Origin of the sequence: Mycobacterium sp. 23, from assembly GCF_048287075.1 — a bacterium.
Lineage (GTDB): Bacteria > Actinomycetota > Actinomycetes > Mycobacteriales > Mycobacteriaceae > Mycobacterium > Mycobacterium gordonae_B.
The window spans coordinates 990,465-1,011,321 of sequence record NZ_JBLVUX010000005.1 but is presented as its reverse complement, the minus strand read 5'-3'; the positions used below and the strand labels follow the sequence as shown (position 1 = coordinate 1,011,321).

At 65.1% G+C, this 20,857-nt stretch carries 16 protein-coding genes; 8 read left to right on the top strand and 8 right to left on the bottom strand.

What is annotated here, in order from left to right; all coding sequences use genetic code 11:
* Window positions 1-45 precede the first annotated feature (45 nt).
* Both ACNQS7_RS05700 and ACNQS7_RS05695 read left to right on the top strand, forming a co-directional pair.
* Window positions 46-753 (top strand): response regulator transcription factor, encoded by a 708-nt coding sequence (locus tag ACNQS7_RS05700; protein WP_418011797.1) that lies wholly within the window; start codon window positions 46-48, stop codon window positions 751-753.
* A complete protein-coding gene (locus ACNQS7_RS05695; RefSeq protein ID WP_418011796.1) occupies window positions 753-2,207 on the top strand; it encodes a sensor histidine kinase in 1,455 nt (484 codons plus the stop codon). The genes ACNQS7_RS05700 and ACNQS7_RS05695 overlap by 1 nt, the downstream gene beginning before the upstream one ends.
* Window positions 2,208-2,306: 99 nt before the next feature.
* On the opposite strand, the gene ACNQS7_RS05690 is transcribed toward ACNQS7_RS05695, so the two are convergent.
* Window positions 2,307-3,155: a S1 family peptidase gene (locus tag ACNQS7_RS05690; RefSeq protein ID WP_418011795.1), complete on the bottom strand. Its 849-nt coding sequence runs from the start codon at window positions 3,153-3,155 to the stop codon at window positions 2,307-2,309.
* Between the two features lie 31 nt (window positions 3,156-3,186).
* Window positions 3,187-3,975, bottom strand: coding sequence for a TVP38/TMEM64 family protein (locus tag ACNQS7_RS05685; protein WP_418011794.1), 789 nt, complete (start codon window positions 3,973-3,975; stop codon window positions 3,187-3,189).
* Window positions 3,976-4,167: 192 nt separating this feature from the next.
* On the opposite strand from ACNQS7_RS05685, the gene mutA reads away from it, so the two are divergent.
* The 5 genes from mutA to ACNQS7_RS05660 all read left to right on the top strand — a co-directional run bounded on the left by mutA (window position 4,168) and on the right by ACNQS7_RS05660 (window position 12,110).
* Window positions 4,168-6,027: a methylmalonyl-CoA mutase small subunit gene (mutA, locus tag ACNQS7_RS05680; RefSeq protein ID WP_418011793.1), complete on the top strand. Its 1,860-nt coding sequence runs from the start codon at window positions 4,168-4,170 to the stop codon at window positions 6,025-6,027.
* A gap of 2 nt (window positions 6,028-6,029) precedes the next feature.
* On the top strand, window positions 6,030-8,282 hold the full coding sequence (gene scpA / locus ACNQS7_RS05675; protein WP_418011792.1) for a methylmalonyl-CoA mutase: 2,253 nt from the start codon (window positions 6,030-6,032) through the stop codon (window positions 8,280-8,282).
* Between the two features lie 123 nt (window positions 8,283-8,405).
* Window positions 8,406-9,377 carry a methylmalonyl Co-A mutase-associated GTPase MeaB gene (meaB, locus tag ACNQS7_RS05670; protein ID WP_418011791.1) on the top strand — a complete coding sequence of 324 codons (972 nt, stop codon included), beginning with the start codon at window positions 8,406-8,408 and terminating at the stop codon, window positions 9,375-9,377.
* A gap of 63 nt (window positions 9,378-9,440) precedes the next feature.
* Window positions 9,441-10,727: a serine hydrolase domain-containing protein gene (locus tag ACNQS7_RS05665; protein ID WP_055579415.1), complete on the top strand. Its 1,287-nt coding sequence runs from the start codon at window positions 9,441-9,443 to the stop codon at window positions 10,725-10,727.
* Window positions 10,728-10,976: 249 nt separating this feature from the next.
* Complete coding sequence (locus ACNQS7_RS05660; RefSeq protein WP_418011790.1) at window positions 10,977-12,110, top strand: acyltransferase family protein; 1,134 nt, start codon at window positions 10,977-10,979, stop codon at window positions 12,108-12,110.
* Here the strand turns inward: ACNQS7_RS05660 and ACNQS7_RS05655 are convergent.
* The 4 genes from ACNQS7_RS05655 to istA all read right to left on the bottom strand — a co-directional run bounded on the left by ACNQS7_RS05655 (window position 12,073) and on the right by istA (window position 16,862).
* Window positions 12,073-12,288: a dodecin gene (locus ACNQS7_RS05655; RefSeq protein WP_082986415.1), complete on the bottom strand. Its 216-nt coding sequence runs from the start codon at window positions 12,286-12,288 to the stop codon at window positions 12,073-12,075. The genes ACNQS7_RS05660 and ACNQS7_RS05655 overlap by 38 nt on opposite strands.
* 83 nt (window positions 12,289-12,371) lie before the next feature.
* Window positions 12,372-14,369: an acyltransferase family protein gene (locus ACNQS7_RS05650; protein WP_418011789.1), complete on the bottom strand. Its 1,998-nt coding sequence runs from the start codon at window positions 14,367-14,369 to the stop codon at window positions 12,372-12,374.
* A 79-nt stretch (window positions 14,370-14,448) separates the two neighbouring features.
* Window positions 14,449-15,267, bottom strand: coding sequence for an IS21-like element helper ATPase IstB (gene istB, locus ACNQS7_RS05645; RefSeq protein WP_055577271.1), 819 nt, complete (start codon window positions 15,265-15,267; stop codon window positions 14,449-14,451).
* The gene (gene istA, locus ACNQS7_RS05640; RefSeq protein WP_418011788.1) at window positions 15,264-16,862 is read right to left on the bottom strand and encodes an IS21 family transposase; all 1,599 of its coding nucleotides are present in this window, start codon (window positions 16,860-16,862) and stop codon (window positions 15,264-15,266) included. The genes istB and istA overlap by 4 nt, the downstream gene beginning before the upstream one ends.
* Before the next feature lie 338 nt (window positions 16,863-17,200).
* Between istA and ACNQS7_RS05635 the strand changes: the two genes are divergently transcribed.
* Complete coding sequence (locus ACNQS7_RS05635) at window positions 17,201-18,013, top strand: TylF/MycF/NovP-related O-methyltransferase (RefSeq protein ID WP_418011787.1); 813 nt, start codon at window positions 17,201-17,203, stop codon at window positions 18,011-18,013.
* A 43-nt stretch (window positions 18,014-18,056) separates the two neighbouring features.
* Here the strand turns inward: ACNQS7_RS05635 and rfbG are convergent, their stop codons facing one another.
* Both rfbG and ACNQS7_RS05625 read right to left on the bottom strand, forming a co-directional pair.
* Window positions 18,057-19,073: a CDP-glucose 4,6-dehydratase gene (gene rfbG, locus ACNQS7_RS05630; protein ID WP_418011786.1), complete on the bottom strand. Its 1,017-nt coding sequence runs from the start codon at window positions 19,071-19,073 to the stop codon at window positions 18,057-18,059.
* A 208-nt stretch (window positions 19,074-19,281) separates the two neighbouring features.
* Window positions 19,282-20,447 (bottom strand): IS3 family transposase gene (locus ACNQS7_RS05625; RefSeq protein WP_418011785.1). Its coding sequence is split into 2 segments (ribosomal slippage): window positions 19,282-20,160 and window positions 20,163-20,447, totalling 1,164 coding nucleotides; the frame shifts between segments, so codons are not numbered across the junction.
* Window positions 20,448-20,857: the final 410 nt, after the last annotated feature.

The following is a 20,857-nucleotide window of genomic DNA, read 5'->3' as shown; positions in this document are numbered from 1 at the left end:
CCGGAAATTCGCGGGCACGTCCGGGTCGCGGCTAAGAATGGGGGCATGACGGACAGCCGGTCGGCGACGGACCAGTTCAGTGTCGGCACTCCGCGTGTGCTGGTGGTCGAGGACTCCGAAACCATTCGTGAGATGGTCAGCGAGGCATTGGCCGATGCCGGATATCACACCGACACCCGTTGCGATGGAACAGGATTGGAAGAGACGCTGGCGGGTCTGCGGCCCGATCTGGTGGTGCTTGACGTGATGTTGCCGGGCCGGGACGGGTTCGAACTCATCGATGTGGTCCGCGAATACGGTGAGGTCGGGATCGTGTTGATCACCGCGCGTGACGGGTTGCCGGACCGGTTGCGCGGCCTCGACGGCGGCGCCGACGACTACGTGGTCAAACCCTTCGAACTCGCCGAACTGGTATCGCGGGTCGGCGCTGTGCTGCGGCGGCGGGGACGACTGCCCAAAGTGGTGCAGTTCGGCGACGTGATCCTCGACGCCGACGCCGGGGTGGCGGCGCGCGACGGGCACCCCCTTGACCTGACCGCCACCGAATTGCGGTTGCTGGAATTCCTGATTGAACAGCGCGGCCGGATCGTCAGCGCCCACCAGATCCTGAACGCGGTCTGGGGTTACGACGCCTACGACGCGAACCTGGTGCAGGTACACGTCAGCAGCCTGCGGCGCAAACTCGAAACGCACGGACCCCGGATTCTGCAGACCGTGCGCGGCATCGGGTACCGCCTGCAGCCGCAGCGATGATGACCACCGACCCGACGACCGCCACCCCGTCACTGCAGCGCCGGGTGGTGCTGCTGGTGGTGGCGCTGCTGGCCGTCCTGTTGGCGGTGCTCGGCGTGACCATCGACGTCACCCTGGGCATGCAGGCCCAACGCAGTCTGCACGACCGCCTGCTCGCCGCCACGTCGCGGGCCGACGCCCTGGTCGCCGCCAATACGCCGCCCGATCTGCTGGCCGCTCAGCTCAACGGCGGCACCGTGCGGGCGTTGGTGGTGCTTTCCGACGGCGCCAAATATGGCGACCCGGGCATCAGCCCCGACATCAAAGCGGGATCGGTAGTACCGCCACCCGGCCCACCGCCGCCACCCGGCCCGATGCCGATGCCGCCGTCAGGTCCGGTGCTGCTGCCTCCGCCCCCGCCGCCGGGACCCCCGCCTGACGGCACGGCCACGGTGGTGGTGCACCCGTTGCCCGACGGCGCCCGGCTGATCCTGGTAGCGGACACCACTCAGACCACCCAGGTGACCCGGCAACTGCGGCAGCTGATGGTCGGTGCCGGACTGGTGACGCTGCTCGTAGCGGCGCTGCTGCTGATCGCCGTCAGCAAGGCGGCCCTGCGGCCGTTGGACCGGTTGACGACCCTGGCCAGGGACATCGCCACCGGCGATCGTGGCCGACGGCTGCGTCCGTCCCGGGCTGACACCGAGTTGGGCCGGGCCGCAAGCGCTTTCGACGAAATGCTGGACGCCCTGGAGGATTCGGAGCTGCGGGCCCGGCAGGCCGCCGAGACAGCGCAGCGGGCCGAAGCCGCGACCCGTCAGTTCCTGGTCGACGCCGCGCACGAGTTGCGCACCCCGATCGCGGGCATGCAGGCGGCCGCAGAACAGCTGGCCGCCCACGAGAGCGACTCGGCGGCGAGTGCGCAGTACCGGCGGGCCAGCCTGTTGCAGTCCGATGCTCGCCGGGCGGGACGGCTGGTTGCCGACATGCTGGACCTCAGCCGCATCGACGCGGGGCTGCCGCTCGACGTCCAGGACACCGACCTGGCGGCCATCGCCGAGGCCGAGGCCCAGCGCGCCGCGATGCTGGCGCCGCAGCTTTCCGTCGTGCGGACCGGCCTGCCGCAGCTGAGCGTCCGGGCGGATCCCACGCGCGTCGCGCAGATTCTGTCCAACCTGCTGGACAACGCCCGCCGGCACACTCCGGCCGACGGCGTCATAACCGTCGACGTGACCGCGGACGCCGCGGCGGCGCAGGTGACTGTCACCGACACCGGCCCGGGCATCCCGGACGACGAGCGTTACCGCGTTTTCGAGCGGCTGGTGCGCCTGGACGCCGCGCGTGCCCGCGACCATGGCGGGGCCGGGCTGGGACTCTCGATCGCGCGCGCCCTGGCCCGCGCGCACGGCGGAGACCTGGTGTGCCTGCCGCACGACGGAGGCGCGCAGTTCAGGCTGAGCCTGCCGTTGGGCTGACCCCGGCCCGGGTCCGCGTCGAGATGGCAGTAAGGGCTGTGCGTTGCACCGAAGGCACAACCGTGGTCGCGATTTCGCCGTCACGGGGACCGCGCCGCGTCAGTCCGTCACCACCGTCAGGCCCCACTGGTCGAGCCACGGCCGCACCAGTTCGGCGACGGAAAACGTTGCGGGGCGCGAACATCCGGGATTGGGGTCATTGGCTCGCCCGCCGCGGATGTGTATTCCCACCGCCGCCGCGCCGTCGGGCTGGATGAGGTAGACGGGCCCGCCGGAGTCGCCACACTGGCTGGCCGCCAGGAACACCACCTTGCTCTCGGTGACTTCGGTGACCTGACCGCATTCGACCCGGCCCGTCTTCATCCCGAATTTGCACAGCTGCTCGCCGACCTGGACGTCGCCGGCCACCCGGGCGACCGGCATCGACCCCGCGATCGACGCGGTCCGGGGAACGGTGTCGGAGTCCAGAGTGATGAGCCCCATGTCGTGGGCCTCCCCGCGGGTGCCCTCGCTGACGGTCTGGGTGAACGTTCCCACGCTCTGGTACGGACCTCCACCGGCATTCATGCTCACCCGGCTGGCCTCGCCGGGTTTGTTGCAGTGACCCGCGGTGAGCAAGCCGGTCTCGCCGCCGGCGCTGCGCACCAGAAATCCTGCGGTACAGGCCATTCCGCCAGTGCCGTCGGCGAAGGTGACGGCGACGGCGGTCCCGGGGCCGATCGTGGGCAGCGGAGGCAGTTCGACGAGCGGCTGCGCGGTGGGCTTCCTGACACCGGGCACAAAGATGGCGGCCACGAACGCTGCCGCGCTCAACAGTGCGACGAACGACAATCGCCAGCTGTAGGCGCGTGACTGTCCGCGCGCCAGCAACGGCCAGGACGCCACCACCAGCGATACCAACGCTCCGGCCAGCAGCGCGAGCGTGCGCAGGAACTGCGCCTGTGACATCAGAAAAGACCCTGCGCGGGCAGGTCAGGCGTCAGGGCGTGACCGCCGGTTCGTGCTCCGGCTCGGAGACAGGTGCCGGCCCGGAGACAGGTGCCGCCTCGGTGGTGTGCCGGTGGTGTTGCCGGTACTGGTGGATCTCGTAGCCCAGCCCGCACAACCCGAGCGCCCCGGTGCACACCGACACCAGTACCAGCAGCGGGTTGGCATCCCCGGCGAACGCGTTGCCCAGGATCACCACGGCCGCGGTACCGGGCAACAGGCCGGCCACCGTCGACCACGTGTAGGGCATGACCCGCACGGCCGAGGCGCCGGCGGCGTAGTTGATCGCCGAGAACGGCACGAAGGGAATGAACCGTAGCGACAGGATGGCCAGCCAGCCCCGCTCGCGCAGTCGCTGATCAAGCCGCCCGATCGTGCGGCTGCGCACCAGCCGGTTGAGCCGCCAGCCGGTCGCGCGGATGAGCAGTGTCGCCAGAATGGCACTGGCGGTGCTGGCCGTCACCGCGATGGCCACGCCGATCACCGGTCCGAACAGCAGGCCGGCAGCCAGGGTGAACGCGGTGCGGGGGAAGGGGGGCACGGTGACGACCGTGTGCACCAGCCAGAACACCAGCGGGAACCACGGTCCCAGCGAGCGCGCCCAGTCGCGCATTTCCATCGCCGTAGGCAGCGGGACCAGCAGCGCCACCGCCACCAGGACTGTGATTCCCACCACGGTTGCGATAAGTCGCGGCACCGATGCCTGACGCGCCGCCGAGATCAGAGCGAGGGCGATGCCGCGCACCGTATCGGTGGTTTTGCTGATCGCGGCGGTCGTCACGGATATTAAGCGTACGGGGCGAAAATGAATATCGAGTTTCCCGGGGCTGGCGTTTCGTCGCGGTGGTGTTCCGCTCGGCGGCACCTCGATTCCTAAAATTTGGTGCCCATCAATTAGCCTTATTAGCCAAGCGACAAGCCGGAAGTGAGCCGAAGCAAGACTGCCTATTGCTGCGGAAACAGGAGTAAATCGGTGTCCATTGACGTACCCGAACTCGCCGACCTAGAACAGGTTCGCGGGCGCTGGCGCAGTGCGGTTGCCGGTGTGTTGGCCAAGAGCGCCCGAGTCGATCCCGCCGAGCTGGGCGATCACCCGGAGCAGCGCCTCGAGACCCCGACCTATGACGGGTTCGTCATCCGGCCGCTGTACACCGCATTCGACGAACTGCCCGAGCCGCCGCTGCCCGGGCAATGGCCGTTCGTGCGCGGCGGCGACCCGTCGCGCGACGTCAAGTCCGGCTGGAAGGTCGTCGAGGCGTTCCCCCTGCCTGGGGTACCGGTAGGTGAGGCCAACGCAGCGTTGCTGGCCGCGCTCGGCGAGGGGGTCAGCGGGCTGCTGCTGCGGGTCGGGGAGTCCGGTGTGGCGCCCGACCAGCTGGCGGGGCTGCTCGATGGTGTGTACCTGAGCATGGCTCCGGTCATCATCGACGCCGGGGCCGACTACGTCGCCGCCGCCGACGCCATGTTTGCGCTGGCTGAGCAGGTGGAGGCCGATCAGCGCGCGCTGGTGTCGGTGGATCTGGGCGCCGACCCGCTGACCGCGACGCTCAGTGAGCGCGACGCCCCGACGCTCGAGGACGTCGTCGCGGTGGCGAAGCGCGCCGCCGACCAGCATGGCGTGCGCGCGATCACGGTCGACGGACCTGCTTTCCACAACCTGGGCGCCACCGCCGCCTGGGAACTCGGCGCGACGATCGCGGCGGCGGTCGCCTACCTGAGGGCGCTCACCGAAGCCGGGCTGCCGGTGCAGCAGGCGCTGCGTCAGGTCAGCTTCCGGCTTGCCGCCGACGACGACCAGTTCATGACGCTGGCCAAGATGCGTGCCGTGCGTCAGTTGTGGGCGCGGGTGGCCGAGGTGGCCGGAGAAGCCGACAGCGGCGCGGCCGTCGTGCACGCGGAGACGTCGTTGCCCATGATGACCCAGCGCGACCCCTGGGTGAACATGCTGCGCTGCACGCTGGCGGCCTTCGGCGCTGGTGTCGGTGGAGCCGACACCGTGCTGGTCTACGCCTTCGACGTGTCCATCCCCGGCGGCTGGCCGGGCACGGCCACCAGCTTCGCGCGCCGGATCGCCCGCAACACCCAGTTGCTGCTGATCGAGGAGTCGCACGTGGGGCGGGTCCTCGACCCGGCCGGCGGGTCGTGGTTCGTCGAGGACCTGACCAAGCAGCTGGCCGAGCGGGCCTGGGAGCACTTCCAGTCCATCGAGTCGCACGGCGGGTTCGTCGACGCGCACGACTACCTGGCCGCACAGATCGGCGAGCTGGCCGCCCGGCGCGCCGACGACATCGCGCACCGCCGCATCGCGATCACCGGCGTCAACGAATTTCCCAACCTCGGCGAAGCGCCGCTGCCACAAGGTGATTCACTTGGCAGAGCGGGCCACGTGGTGCGCTACGCCGCGGAGTTCGAGGCGCTGCGCGACCGCTCGGACGCGTATCTCGCCGAGCATGACGCGCGCCCGCAGGTGTTGCTGCTGCCACTGGGACCGCTGGCCGAACACAACGTCCGCACCACGTTCGCGGCAAACCTGTTGGCGTCCGGCGGCATCGAAGCGATCAACCCCGGCACCGTCGACGCCGCGAGCGTCGCGCAGGCCGCCCTGGCGGCGGGGTCGCCGAAGGTGGCGGTCATCTGCGGCACCGACAAGCGTTACCCCGATGAAGTGTCCGGCGTGGTGCAGGCCGCGCACGATGCCGGTATCGAGCGGGTGTACCTGGCCGGGCCGGAGAAAGCCGTGGGCGATGCCGAGCACCGTCCCGACGAGTACTTGACAGCGAAAATCAATGCAGTCGAAGCGCTTTCGAATCTGCTCACCAGGTTGGGGGCATAACGGTGACGGCCACAGTTCCTTCAATCGGAAGCTTCGCCGACGTTCCACTGCACAGTGAACGCAGCGCGCCGAAACCCACGGCCGCCGCCGTGGAAGAGCACATCGCCGCCGCGGCCAAGGCCCACTGGTACACCCCCGAGCAACTGCAGTGGCAGACACCGGAGGGCATCGACGTCAAGCCGGTATACATCTCCGAAGACCGGGCGGCGGCCGGTGAAGAAGGCTACCCGCTCAACACTTTTCCGGGCGAGGTGCCGTTCCTGCGCGGGCCGTATCCGACGATGTACGTCAACCAGCCGTGGACCATCCGCCAGTACGCCGGATTCTCTACCGCCGCGGAGTCCAACGCCTTCTACCGGCGCAACCTGGCCGCGGGTCAGAAGGGTCTGTCGGTGGCCTTCGACCTGGCGACTCACCGTGGCTACGATTCCGACCATCCGCGCGTCCAGGGTGATGTCGGAATGGCCGGTGTGGCAATCGATTCCATCCTCGACATGCGTCAGCTGTTCGACGGCATCGACCTGTCCTCGGTGTCGGTGTCGATGACCATGAACGGCGCAGTGCTGCCGATCCTGGCGCTCTACGTAGTGGCAGCCGAGGAGCAGGGTGTGCCGCCGGAGAAGCTGGCCGGCACCATCCAGAACGACATCCTCAAAGAGTTCATGGTCCGCAACACCTATATCTACCCGCCCAAGCCGTCGATGCGGATCATCTCCGACATCTTCGCCTACACCAGCGCCAAGATGCCGAAGTTCAACTCCATCTCGATCTCCGGTTACCACATCCAAGAGGCCGGTGCCACAGCCGATTTGGAGCTGGCCTACACCCTGGCCGACGGTGTCGAGTACATCAAGGCGGGTCTGGACGCCGGCCTGGACATCGACAAGTTCGCGCCCCGTCTCTCGTTCTTCTGGGGCATCGGGATGAACTTCTTCATGGAGGTCGCCAAGCTGCGGGCCGGCCGGTTGCTGTGGAGCGAGCTGGTGGCCAAGTTCGATCCCAAGAGCGCGAAATCGCTGTCGTTGCGCACCCATTCGCAGACCTCGGGCTGGTCGCTGACCGCCCAGGACGTGTTCAACAACGTCGCCCGGACGTGCATCGAGGCGATGGCCGCGACCCAGGGCCACACCCAGTCGTTGCACACCAACGCACTGGACGAGGCGCTGGCGCTGCCGACGGATTTCTCCGCCCGCATCGCGCGCAACACTCAGCTGGTGCTGCAGCAGGAGTCGGGCACCACCCGGCCGATCGACCCGTGGGCGGGTTCGTATTACGTGGAGTGGCTGACTCATCAGCTCGCGCAGAAGGCGCGCGCCCACATCGAGGAGGTCGCCGAGTACGGCGGCATGGCCCAGGCGATCGGCGAAGGCATCCCGAAGCTGCGCATCGAGGAAGCGGCCGCGCGCACCCAGGCCCGCATCGACTCCGGCCAGCAGCCGGTGATCGGGGTGAACAAGTACCAGGTGGTCGAGGACCAAGATATCGAGGTGCTCAAGGTCGAGAACAGCCGGGTGCGCGCCGAGCAGTTGGCTAAACTCGAACAGCTGCGGGCCGACCGGGACGCCGACGCGGTCGCGGCCGCCCTGGCCGAGTTGAGCCGCGCTGCCGCGGCCAGCGGCCCGGCCGGTGAAGACGGGTTGGGCAACAACCTGATGGCTCTGGCCATCAACGCGGCGCGCGCCAAGGCGACGGTGGGGGAGATCTCGGACGCGCTGGAGAAGGTCTACGGGCGTCACCAGGCTGAGATCCGCACCATCGCCGGCGTCTACCGTGACGAGGTGGGAACGGCCCCGAACATCGCCAAAGCAACCGAACTCGTCGAGAAGTTCGCCGAGGCCGACGGCCGACGGCCCCGGATCCTGATCGCCAAGATGGGCCAGGACGGACACGACCGCGGCCAGAAGGTGATCGCGACGGCGTTCGCCGACATCGGGTTCGACGTCGACGTCGGTTCGTTGTTCTCCACCCCGGAAGAGGTCGCCCGACAGGCCGCTGACAACGACGTGCACGTCGTCGGGGTGTCGTCGCTGGCCGCCGGGCACCTGACCCTGGTGCCGGCGTTGCGCGACGCTTTGGCCGAGGTCGGGCGCCCGGACATCATGATCGTGGTCGGCGGGGTCATCCCGCCCGGCGACTTCGACGAGCTGTACCAGGCGGGGGCCGCCGCCATCTATCCGCCGGGGACGGTGATCGCCGACTCCGCGATCGGCCTGCTGCACAAGCTGGCCGACCGGCTGGGATATGACCTGGATTAGTGTGCTCGCGCTTCACGTTGGCTCTGCGGTGAAAGGCTCGCCGAGACTGAAACTACGCACTCCCTCCTCGGCGTGTCTTGTACCTGGATTCAGTGTCGACGCGACCGCGGGGTGGGCCGGCGCATGAACGTCGAGGAACTGGCCGAGGCGATTCGCTCCGGTGACCGCGCCGCGCTGCCGCGGGCCATCACCATGCTGGAATCCACCCGCGCCGACCATCGCGAGAATTCCCAGCGGCTGCTGCTGGCCCTGCTGCCGGATGCCGGCAACGCGCATCGGGTCGGGATCACCGGGGTGCCCGGGGTGGGCAAATCCACCACCATCGAAGCCCTGGGCATGCACCTGATCGAACAGGGGCACAAGGTCGCGGTGCTGGCTGTGGACCCTTCGTCCACTCGCACCGGGGGGTCGATTCTGGGTGACAAGACCCGCATGGCTCGCCTCTCGACGCACCCCCTCGCCTACGTCCGGCCGTCTCCGACATCCGGAACCCTCGGCGGGGTAGCAAAGGCCACCCGGGAAACCGTTGTCCTGTTGGAGGCGGCGGGTTTTGACGTGATCCTGATCGAGACCGTCGGGGTAGGGCAGTCCGAGGTGGCGGTCGCCAATATGGTCGACACCTTCGTGCTGCTCACCCTGGCGCGCACCGGGGATCAGCTGCAGGGCATCAAGAAGGGCGTGCTGGAGCTTGCCGACATCGTCGTGGTGAACAAGGCCGACGGTGAGCACCTCAAGGACGCGCGGCTGGCGGCCCGAGAGCTCGCCGGAGCGATCCGGTTGATTCATCCGCGCGAATCGCTTTGGCGGCCACCAGTTCTCACGATGAGCGCAGTCGAAGGCACCGGCCTGGCCGAGCTGTGGGAAACCATTCAGAAGCACCGGGAAGTGCTCACCGAAGCCGGCCAGTTCGAGGCGCGCCGCCGCGAGCAGCAGGTCGACTGGACCTGGCAGATGGTCCGCGACACCGTGCTGGACCGGGTGATGTCCAATCCCGAGGTGCGAAAGATCCGCCGGGACGTGGAACGTCAGGTGCGCGACGGCGAGCTGACGCCGGCCCTAGCCGCCCAGCAAATACTTGAGATCGCAACGACCTAACGGAAAGGTAAAATTGTCCTTGTTTGCCCGTGGACTCTACGAAAGCGAAGTAAATTCAAAGCCGTGACGGTAGACATCGGAGTCGATCGCCGCGCTGTCCCTTCTCACGATGCCCCTGACGCAGGGCATGGTGTGTTCGGTGCCGCGGACTCCCACTTTGGTTGCGTCGTTCGTGCATTCTCGACCATGTTCCCTGGTCACCGCTTCGGCGGCGGGGCGCTGGCGGTCTATCTCGACGGGCAACCCGTCGTCGATGTCTGGAAGGGCTGGGCGGACCGCGACGGCAAGGTGCCGTGGTCGGCGGACTCCGCCCCGATGGTCTTCTCGGCCACCAAAGGCATGGCGGCCACGGTGATTCACCGCCTGGCCGACCGCGGGCTGATCGACTACGACGCACCGGTCGCCGAGTACTGGCATTCCTTCGGTGCCAATGGCAAGGCGAACATGACGGTTCGCGATGTCATGAAGCACACCGCCGGCCTGTCGGGGCTGCGCGGGGCCAAGCAGGAGGAGTTGCTGGACCACGTCCTGATGGAGGAGCGGCTGGCCGCGGCGTCTCCGGGACGGCTGTTGGGCAAACCGGCATATCACGCGCTGACGTTCGGCTGGCTGATGTCCGGGCTCGCCCGCGCGGTCACCGGCAAGGACATGCGCGTGCTGTTCCGGGAGGAACTGGCCGAGCCGCTGGGTACCGACGGCTTCCACCTGGGCCGCCCGCCTGCCGGTTCGCCGACCCGCGCGGCCGAGATCATCATGCCGCAGGACCTCGCGGCCAACCGGCTCGTGACCTGCGCCGTGCAGCGAATCGCTAACCAGTTCTCTGGTGGTTACCGGTCCATGTACTTCCCGGGTGTGATCGCTGCCGTGCAGGGCGACATGCCGATGCTGGACGGCGAGCTTCCCGCGGCCAACGGGGTGGTGACGGCCCGCGCGCTGGCGCGGATGTACGGCGCGATCGCCAACGGCGGAGAGGTCGACGGCACCCAGTTCCTGTCGCGGCGGCTGGTCGCCGGCCTGACGGGGGAGAAGGTCGTGCAGCGCGACCGCAACATCTTCGTGCCGATGGCGTTCCACTTGGGCTACCACAGTCTGCCGATCGGCAACGTGATGCCGGGGTTCGGTCACGTCGGTCTGGGTGGCTCGGTCGGGTGGAACGACCCGGAGACCGGGGTGGCGTTCTCCGTCGTGCACAACCGGTTGCTGACGCCGTTCGTCGCCACCGACCACGCCGCGTTCCTCGGGCTCTACAAGATGATCCGCGACGCGGCCAAGAAAGCGCGCAAGCGCGGGTACCGTCCGGTGCACGGGCTTGGCGCGCCGTATACCGAGCCGGGGCAGGTCGCGGGCTGAGCTAGCCGGTTGGGTGACCGGCGCGGGCACGCGACACCCGTTGCGTTGCTCTGGGTCGGTGACGGGTGCGCGTGTGATGCGTTAGAGCGCATCAGGCCTATAACTCGCGCTTAATGACTTGCCGCACTTCGCCGTGTGAGCCTTATCACGGCAAGATTTGCTGTCCAATTCATCAATCCACTCCACCAACTGGGTGGATGAGGCACTATGCGCTGGGGGCTTCGTACAGCGGACGGCAGACAGAGATTTATGAAGCTCGACCAGGCATTCGATCCCCACAGGAACGCGCTCAACGCATTGCGCTTGGGACTGGCACTTTCGGTGATCGTTTGGCATTCGTATCCCCTTTCGGGCCATCGCATACCGTCGGCGGCAATCCAACAGTTCGTAGGGTCGATAGGAGTCGACGGGTTCTTCGCCATCTCGGGGTTTCTGATCACCTCGAGTTGGATGCGCCACCCGCGAGTGCGGGATTACTCGGTTGCGCGTGGTCTGCGCATCCTGCCGGGATTCTACGTGTGCTTGATCGTGACGGCGTTTGTGATCGCGCCGATCGGGGTGGCGATGCAGGGCGGGTCGGCGGCCAAGCTGCTGCTGTCCAGCGCCCCGGTCGAGTACGTTGTGCGAAACGCAGCGGTGTCGATGGCGCAATTCGACGTTGGCGGAACCCCGACCGGGCTGCCGTGGCCGGGGTGGAACGGGTCGCTATGGACTCTGGGATACGAGATGTACTGCTACATCGGTGTCGCGTGTTTCGGTGTGGTGGGACTTCTCGGTCGACGTTGGTTCCTCCCGACCATAACGGTGCTGGCTTGGTCACTGCTGTTGGTGTCCGCGGTACTGGCGTTGCCGTCGGGAACTAGGGAACCGGCCCGCCTGGCTCTGATGTTCTTGGCCGGCGCTCTCATTCACCAGTGGCGGCATCTGATTCCCGCTCGATGGTCACTCGTCGCAATGTGTGTGGTCATCGCGTTGGCCGCAGCGTGGCTGCCGGATTACCGACTTGTGGCCGCCTTCCCCGTCGCCTACGCCGTCATAGTTTCGGGCGCGCTGATTCGCGACGCGCGTTGGAGATTCACCACCGATCTGTCGTATGGCGTCTACATCTACGCCTTTCCTCTGCAGCAATTGATGGTCATTGGGGGACTGGACAGACTGCACCCGTTGTTGTTTGCGGTCGTTGCCGCGATCGTGACGCTACCGGTGGCCATGCTGAGCTGGACACTGGTCGAAAAGCCGGCCATGTCGCTGAAGTCGCGTTTGCTTAGCAGATGGTCAGGCCGTGCCCAGGGCGATCGGGCAAAACTAACTGCGGTGGCGAGTCATCCGAGTAGCGGGGCGGACCTTATGACGAATCCTCCAAGCGGAAGCCAACTTTCATAGACACCTGGTAATGCGCGACAGCACCGTCAATCAGGTGACCACGAACGGATTCCACCTCGAACCAGTCCAGGTTGCGCATGGTCTGCTTCGCTCGCGTCAGCCCGCTCTGAATGGCTGCGTCGACTCCGTCGGGTGAGGTGCCAACGATCTCGATCACGCGGTAGGTGTGGTTGCTCATCGTGCCCCCTTGCGTCCAGTGGTACGCGGACCCTACGTCGGTTAGCCACATAGGGCGAGCAGGCGCGCTGTCTGACGGTGGTTTCAGGGTCCGGGGGCAGTTTGCGGAGGCGTGTGCAATTGCGCTCCAAATTCTGGATAGTTGGCGACCAACTGCCGGGCGAGAAAGCTGCTGCCGACGTTGTTGACGTGATCGCTATCTCGGTAGAGGAGATCATCGCCCCGATTCATGCGACAGAGGGAAGCATCGCAGAAATAAGCCGCAGTGTTGAGTAGTCGAACGCCCGGCACGCTGCGCACCGCATCCTCCAGGTCCGGGTAGTACCTGTTGTGTACTGCCTCGAATCGTTTTCGATCCATGCTGCACCTTGTCTGAGGCAAGATCGGAGCAATTCGGTACCCGCAGGAGACCGCGTCGAACGGAAACGTCGGCACGTCGTCGGTCGTAAACACCGCTTTGCCTTTCGAGGTGAACGCCTCGAAAGTCGCGACCAAGTCGTCATGGGGTACACCACGCAAGGTCCAGTTAGCAGTGACGATTACTGTGCGGATCGCCGGGTCGGACGACACATGCTCAATGATGCGAGTCGCGTCCTCGTCAGATCTAATAGGCCGGGCCGCGACCACGTAGTACACGATGTTCTTATCGGGTGCTGCCTCAGCTAACCCGACGAAGAGTTGTTCGGCGTGGCTGTCTCCGACCAGAGCGATGTCAATGCGGGAGTCGGCTTTAGATTGGCGGCAGCGGGTAATGCCTTCCCATTTGAGCGAGTTCTCGCGAATTGCCTGGTCCGTACATGGGTAGTAGTTCCTGCTCATATATAGGAAGTAGTCGGTCCAATCGATGTCGCCTCGATGAGCAATTTTGATGGAACCGGATTTGTAATGCGGCAGCCAGTAGTGGTTAGCGGTCACGAGGGTCAGGACCGCCACAAGCAAAGACGGAATCATCACGGCACCAAAAAGAGCCGCCGTCCGCTGGCGGGTCGTCTGCCGCAGCCGTCGGATGGGGTTTTCCACCCATCGATAGCATGCGGCGGCAGGTATGACGGACAGCGTTATCGCCACGACGGCTACCAATGGGGACCCAGGCCAGAGGTGGACGGCGAACACCCGCACGGGCCAGTGCCACAGATAAAGCGAGTAGGACAGGTCACCGATCTTGACCACGGCGGACACCGATAGTGCCCTGGTCACCAAGGTGTTTCGCTCTGTACCAGCCGCGATGACCAGTAAAGTTCCTACTACCGGCAGTATCGTCCAGGGGCCCGGAAACGGCGTCGATTGGTTGATCAAGAAGGCGGAACCCACGAGCATCGCCACACCGAACCATGCCAATACTCGGGCGTGATTTGCGAACGGCAGGGAGCGATCCCTTGCAGCCAGGGCAAGCAGAGACCCTGCCGCAAACTCCCATGCGCGAGCGAACGGGCTGTAGAAACCGACGATGTCCGGGTGCTGGCTCGCCACTCCACCAGTCAGGGTGAGTCCAAAAGATGCCAGCGCAATGGTGCTGACGTACAACGCCGCCGAGGCAATTCGTTGATTACGTCGACGGGCTAGAATCCAGGCGAGCAGCAAGAGGGTGGGAAACGCAAGATAGAATTGCTCTTCTACTGATAACGACCAGGTGTGTAATAGGGGATTTGATTCTGCGGGCGCCGAAAAATAGTTGCCCGTATTTATTGCGATCACGAAATTAGCGGCCAGTAGCCCTGCGCCGATACCGGTCTTAGCGGCTACTTGCTGAACGTTGAATGGAGAAAGTAGGCAGCTTGTCAACAACATCGTTACCACTATCATGAGCGCCATCGCCGGGGCCAAGCGTTTGAAGCGTCGCAGGTAAAACCTGCCGAAGGCAAAGCGGCCGGTCGCGGACCATTCCCGGGCGATCATGCCGGTGATGACAAAGCCCGAAATTGCAAAAAAGACGTCAACGCCCACAAAGCCCCCGGGCAGCGGCAGCCCGGAATGAAACACCATCACTAGCACGACCGCGACGGCTCGGAGCCCTTGGATGTCTAGACGGCGGAAGTCTTTACCTTGCTGCCGGGAGTGTGCAAGCGGCGCCTTCGGAAGCACATGGACTCCTCGCCCTGAACTGAGCAGTATTCTGCGCCGGGCCCGGTTCGGCCTGCTCAGCCTAGAAACGGTCGCAATGTCAACTTGAACTGGCCCCGGCGTGACGGTTCGATTTGGCCCCACTTGCTGGGCGGGTCTTGCGGGCTTGGGCGAGTCGGTAGGAGGTGCTGCCGGTTTCGATGATCTGTCCGGCGAAGGTCAATCTGTCGACGATGGCGGCACATAGTCGGGGGTCGGTGAATGTCTTGGTCCAGGAGGAGAAGGGTTCGTTGGAGGCGATGGCGATTGCCGCGCGTTCTTCTCGCTCGGTGAGAACTTGGAACAGCAGTTCGGCGCCACGCCGGTCAAGCTGTAGGTACCCGAGTTCATCGACCAGGATCAGATCGACTCGCCCGTAGTGGTTGATCAGTTTGGTCAGCTGCTTGTCGTCGGCGGCTTCGACGAGTTCGTTGACGAGCTTGCTGGCCAGGGTGTAGCGGACCCGGTGGCCGGCTTCGGCGGCCAGGGTGCCCAAAGCTATGAGTAGATGGGTCTTGCCGGTGCCGGAGTCACCGATCAAACACAAAGGGTTTCCTGCCTTGACCCAGGCGCAGGTGGCGAGTTGTCCGATGACGGCGGGGTTGATGGCCGGGTTGGCCTCAAAGGAGAACTCGTCCAATCGTTTTGGGCGCGGAAAACCGGCATCGCGCACACGGCGTTGGGCGCGGCGGTGGGTGCGGTCGTCGCATTCGGCGATCACCAGCTCGGACAAGAACCCTAGGTAGGACAGATGTTCACGCTCGGCAGCGGCGGCGATCTCGCTGAACCGGTCGCGAATCGTGGGCAGGCGCAGCATCCGGCAGCCCTGTTCGATGGCTGCGGTGGCGGCCTGATCGGTGACGCTGCGCCGCGGTGTCATGAGGTTTCTCTTCCCAGCAAGGCGTCGTACTGCTGCACTGAGGGCAGCGGCCGGGTATCGGCGGGCACGGCCGCCGAGCGGTGCTCGGCAAGGACGACCACACGACCGCTTGAGTTGCCGCCCTCACCTGGGCCAGCCGTCGCGCCGCGTCGTTCGGTGGCTTTGCGCGCTTCTAGCGCAACCACATCGGGGTTGGTGGACCCGACCGCTAGTGCGGCGGTGATACCGGCCCGCACGTCGAGCCGATCCATATGGCGGTGCAGCAGCAGCACCTCAACGAGCGCTCGGGTACCTGCAGCATCGCCGTGGGCTTTGCGGGCCGCGACCCAAAACGCCTCGTGCTCGGCGGCAAACACCTTGGCCGCGCGGGCTTGGGCCAGTGCTGTGGCACCGGGTAGGGCGCCGGGCTTGCGCAGCAGGATCTCCAGGTAGTGGTCTAAATCAAGGACTTTGGCGCCCTTGCCGACCGCACGCTGGTGGCGGGCCACCACCGTGGTGCGGTGATAAACCACCACCGCCGAGGCCGACAACTTGACCCGCAGCCGATGGCCGATGAAGCGCGCCGGGACACTGTAGTGATTGCTGCGCACTGCCACCTGGGCGTAGCGGTCTACCCGGGGGGTCAAAGTCAATGCCGTATCGAATGATTCGGTAGGCAACGGGCGCAGCAGCGTTTGTTCGAATGTCCAGTCCTGACCCACACTGCTCGAGCGGTTGCCGACCCGGCGGGCGTCATCGGCGTCATCGGCGGCCGCCAGCAATGCGTTGAGCTCGTCGATGGAGTCCACCACGGGCATGGGCACGCAATGGTTGCGGCGAAACCGACCGCCCTCGCCTTCCACACCGCCTTTTTCGTGGCTGCCCTCATGGCCGGGCTGGCAGTACCAGGCTTCGAAACCGTAGTGGCTGCGAAAAGCGATCCAACGCTCATTCTCTTGCCGGGAGCGCCCGAACAGCACCTTCTTGACCGCGCTGTTGAGGTTGTCGTAGCGCACCTTGTCCACCGGCACCCCACCCAGGCGGTCAAACCCGTACACGTGGCCTTCCAGGAAAGCCTCTTGCCCCTCGGTCAAAAACGCCCGATGCGCCGCGCGCGCCGAGTACGACAGGCGCATCGTGAACAGCGTGGTCTTGGTCTTGACCCCGCCCAAGATCACCCACAGGTCATGAAAGTCCACTTCAGCCTCCGCCGCCGGCGGATGCGTCTGGGGCACATAGCCCAGCTCCAAGGGCTTACCCGCCTCAGCCAAGATCTGCGGGCGGCGCTTGCCGACGTAGTCGCGCACCGTCGAATACGACAAGTCCACTGCGCCAAGCTCATCAACGAGCCGAGCCAAAATGCGTCGAGCGGTATGGCGCTGCTTCTTGGGCGCATCTAGATCACTGCGCAGCATCTCATCGATCGCGCCCTTGAACGCCTCCAACCGCGGCGCAATCCGCTCGGGCACCTTGCGCTGCGGCGGGATCGCCGAATCCAGCGCCTGGCGCACCGTACGCCGGTGCACGTGATGCTTATCAGCCAGCGCCCGAATCGACATCCCCTCCACCCGATGATCCCGGCGAATCGCCGCAAACTGCTCCACCCGCGCACTCACTTTCCAGCCTCACCTTCGTGATCAGCGATCCGGGACATCCGGATGCCGACCACGCTGAAGTGGGGCCAAATCAAACCGTCATAACCGTCGCGGCGTGTCGCAAAGGTGGGGCCAAATCAAGCCGTCACACCAACACCCCGCCGCCTCACAGGTGGGGCCACTTCGAGCCGTCCCCCTGGGGCCAGTTCAGACTGTCACGGCCAAAACGGTGCCTGAATAGCACAAGCACCTCGTTGCAATGGGATGGATCCAAGCGCCTTTACAAAGTATGAAGCTGCGTCGATGACACACCACTGCGGCTAGACTCGCCCCATGCGGCGTGTGCGAAGTGAGATTTGATGGCTCGGTCCGCCGCCGGTGACGATGCGCGTTCTTCGTATCTTGACCTGATTCGGCATAATTTAACCCGATACGGCGAGGACGAGCTGGTGCCGGTGAAGTCAAAATTTATCCGACGCCTTTTTGGAGTCTTCAATGTCATGCTGGTTCGCAAACAGCCCTTCGATGAGCGCAAGCGCGAGCTAGGCCAGGACTGGCCGCAGAATGCCGAAACAATGATCGGGATGCGCCGCCTCACCAGCTTGCAGCATTGCGTGGAGAAGGTACTCGCCGACAACGTCCCTGGTGATCTAGTCGAATGCGGAGTGTGGCGGGGAGGGGCAAGCATCATGATGCGCGCGGTGTTGAAAGCCTACGAAGACGAGACGCGCTGCGTGTGGCTCGCCGATTCTTTCCAGGGAGTGCCTCCTCCCGATGTCGCGCGTTATCAGCTGGACGAGGGGATTCGGCTCGACCTCGCCGTGGACTACCTAGGCGTATCGCAAGCCGAAGTCGCGGCCAATTTCGCACGCTATGGGTTACTCGACGACCGCGTGCGTTTCATTCCCGGGTGGTTCAGGGAGTCCCTGCAGGAGGCGCCCATCGATCGCATCGCGGTATTGCGGCTCGACGGCGACCTCTACGAATCTACGATCCAGGCACTCGACGCGCTCTACCCGCGACTGTCGCCGGGCGGCTTCTGCATCATCGACGACTACCACAGCATCGATGCGTGCCGGCAGGCGGTGGCAGATTACCGGCGGTCGCATGGCGTTTCGGAAGACATCATCGAGATAGACGGGTCTGGGGTGTTGTGGCGGCGCAAAGAGTAAGTCCGGTCACCTTCTGGAACATGAATCGAAGGAGCTGTACGGCTTATTCGAGAGTTTGAAACGCCGCGATCTGTTCTTGGGAGATCTTCAGCGGGTCGGCACCTCCATGCACACGTCGCTCCCAATCGATGGTCCATGCGACGGCAGCGCGAAAGCCGAGCCGGTTGCGCCACCCAAGTTCCCGCTGAGCCTTGCCTGCATCGAGGGCAAGGAGGTTCGCCTCGTGAGGATGATCTCCTAGTTGCCGACCCCAACGCGAGCCCCCGCCCCATAACTCGGCAGCGAGTGTGGCCACCTCGCCGACTTCGACGAAGCTGTCGCGGCCCGGCCCGATGTTCCACTGACCTAAGCCGGAGCCTGTAAGAAGCGCATCAGTGATCGTGAGATAACCGTTGAGGCAGTCCAAAACGTGTTGCCAGGGCCGCACCGCGCGGGGGAACCGCAACAGAGGAGCCCGTCCGGTCGAATAGGCGGCAACAAGGTCCGGTAGCAGGCGATCGCGGCTAATGTCGCCGCCACCAATCACGTTGCCGGCGCGCGCAACTGCGGTGGGACAGCCGGGGTAGCTGTGGATCCACGATTGGGTGAGCAGATCGGCCATCGCCTTGGAAGAGCTGTAGGGGTCGTTACCGCCCAAGGGATCGGATTCGATATAACCCGCTTCCTGGTCGATGTTTCTGTAGACCTTGTCAGTAGTGATAACCAGGTGAGCGCGCACCGACGGGGTGGCGGCGACGGCTTCCAGAACATTCAGCGTGCCCATCACATTGGTTTCGTAGGTGTATCGAGGGTCGCGATACGACTCGCGGACCAACGACTGCGCGGCCATGTGGATAACGACGTCCGGCATAGAGTCATGCACTGCGGCTACGGTGGCTTCGGGGTCGCGTATGTCTACCCTCGCGTCGGCCACAAGCTGATCGCGCAACCTCGCTTGCTCGAAGAGGCTGCCCTTCGGAGGGTCAAGTGCCATCCCAGATACCTGGTGCCCGCGGCTGAGCAGCAGCAATATGAGCCAGGGTCCTTTGAAGCCGGTGTGCCCGGTGATCAGGTAGTGCATATAGTCTCCTCGAGCGGGTCGGGAAAGGCCCCCGTCGGTTCCGGAATGTTGCACGCCCCCTCGAGAAACCCGATGCCAATTTAGCTGAGCAGACACTTCAACCCCACAGCCGAGCAGCGGCTAGGTTGCGGATCCCTTCCGCTGACAGCGTTGTCGTGCGCGACCACGTCCACGGTCGGGTCTGCTGCACGAATAGGTGACAGTTTCTTCACGCGGCCTGGCTGGCCGGTGTGGTCATGATTGCTTCGTATTCGATCGGGGTCAACCGTCCCAGAGCGATCTGACGTCGGCGGCGGTGGTAGGTGCGCTCGATCCAGGTGACGATCGCGATGCGTAGCTGTTCGCGGGTGACGTAGCGGCGGCGATTCAGGACGTTCTTTTGCAGCAGGCTGAAGAACGATTCCATGGCGGCGTTGTCGCCAGCCGCGCCGACTCGGCCCATGGATCCGGCCATGTCATGACGGGTCAGGGCGTGAACAAATCGTCGGCTTCGAAATTGCGATCCGCGGTCGCTGTGGACGATGCAACCGGCGACATCGCCGCGACGGGCGACTGCGCTGGCCAATGCCTGTGTGGCCAGTTGCGATTTCATCCGCGAGTCAATCGAGTAGCCGACGATGCGGTTAGAGAACACGTCTTTGATCGCACAGAGGTAGAGCTTGCCTTCGCCGGTTCGATGTTCGGTGATATCGGCTAGCCACAATCGATTTGGCGCGTCAGCGGTGAAACGGCGACCGACCAGATCATCGTGAACCGGCGGCCCGACCTTGCCGTTCTTGCCGCGCTTGCGTTTGCCGAACGCGCTCCACCAGCCGTTGCCCGAGCAGATCCGCCAAGCGGTGCGCTCGGCCATCGGGTGCCCGGCGTCGCGGGCTTCTTCGACCAGGAATCGGTAGCCGAACTCCGGGTCATCGTGGTGGGCGTCGAACAAGGCGTTGGCCCGATGCGCCGCAACATATTCGGCGTCGGTGACCGGATCGGCCAGCCAGCGGTAGTAGGGCTGGCGGGCGAGCTTGAGGACCCGGCACGTCACCGCCACGGGAATCCCGTTGGCGGCGAGCTCTTTCACGAGCGGGTAAATCCTTTTCCCGGCAGGTTCGACTGCGACAGATATGCCGCGGCCCGGCGCAACACCTCGTTCTCCTGTTCGAGCAGCTTGATCCGCCGGCGGGCCTCCCGCAGTTCCGCCGCCTCGCTGGTGGTCCTGCCTTGCTTGGCGCCATCGTCCACATCGGCCTGACGCATCCACTTCGACAGCGTGATCGGATGCACCCCGAAATCGGCGGCGATCTGCTCCAGCGTCACACCGTCGTCACGGTTGCGGGCCACGCGCACCACGTCGTCGCGGAACTCCTTGGGATAGGGCCTTGCCATGGTGACATCCTTCCAGCCCGCCCACCTGGGCAAGCCATCTCAGGTGTCACCTATTCGTGCAGCAGACCCGGCCCTCGTCTAGTGCGGAATTCCGCGCGGGTGGCTCTAACTCTCGCCCCGAGAATAAAGGCCTTAGCGTGGAGACCTCCGGACACGTGCTTGCATGATGCCAACCATCTCGCGCGTTGCTATCCAGAGACAAGAGTCATCCGTCGTAGGACGCTCAACGCACACTTCGTCTGGTTGGTCCGGGAGTACGGCTAGTGCGATATGTAAGGCTATGTTGGGACTTGAGTGCACTTATCAGAATGCGAACCGAGACCGTGGTCAGCGCACAGAAAAAGGGGTTCGCTTAGCGGCGGCGTGAACTGCATCGTGTATTGACGAAGGGGCGCAGGGTGTGTACATCT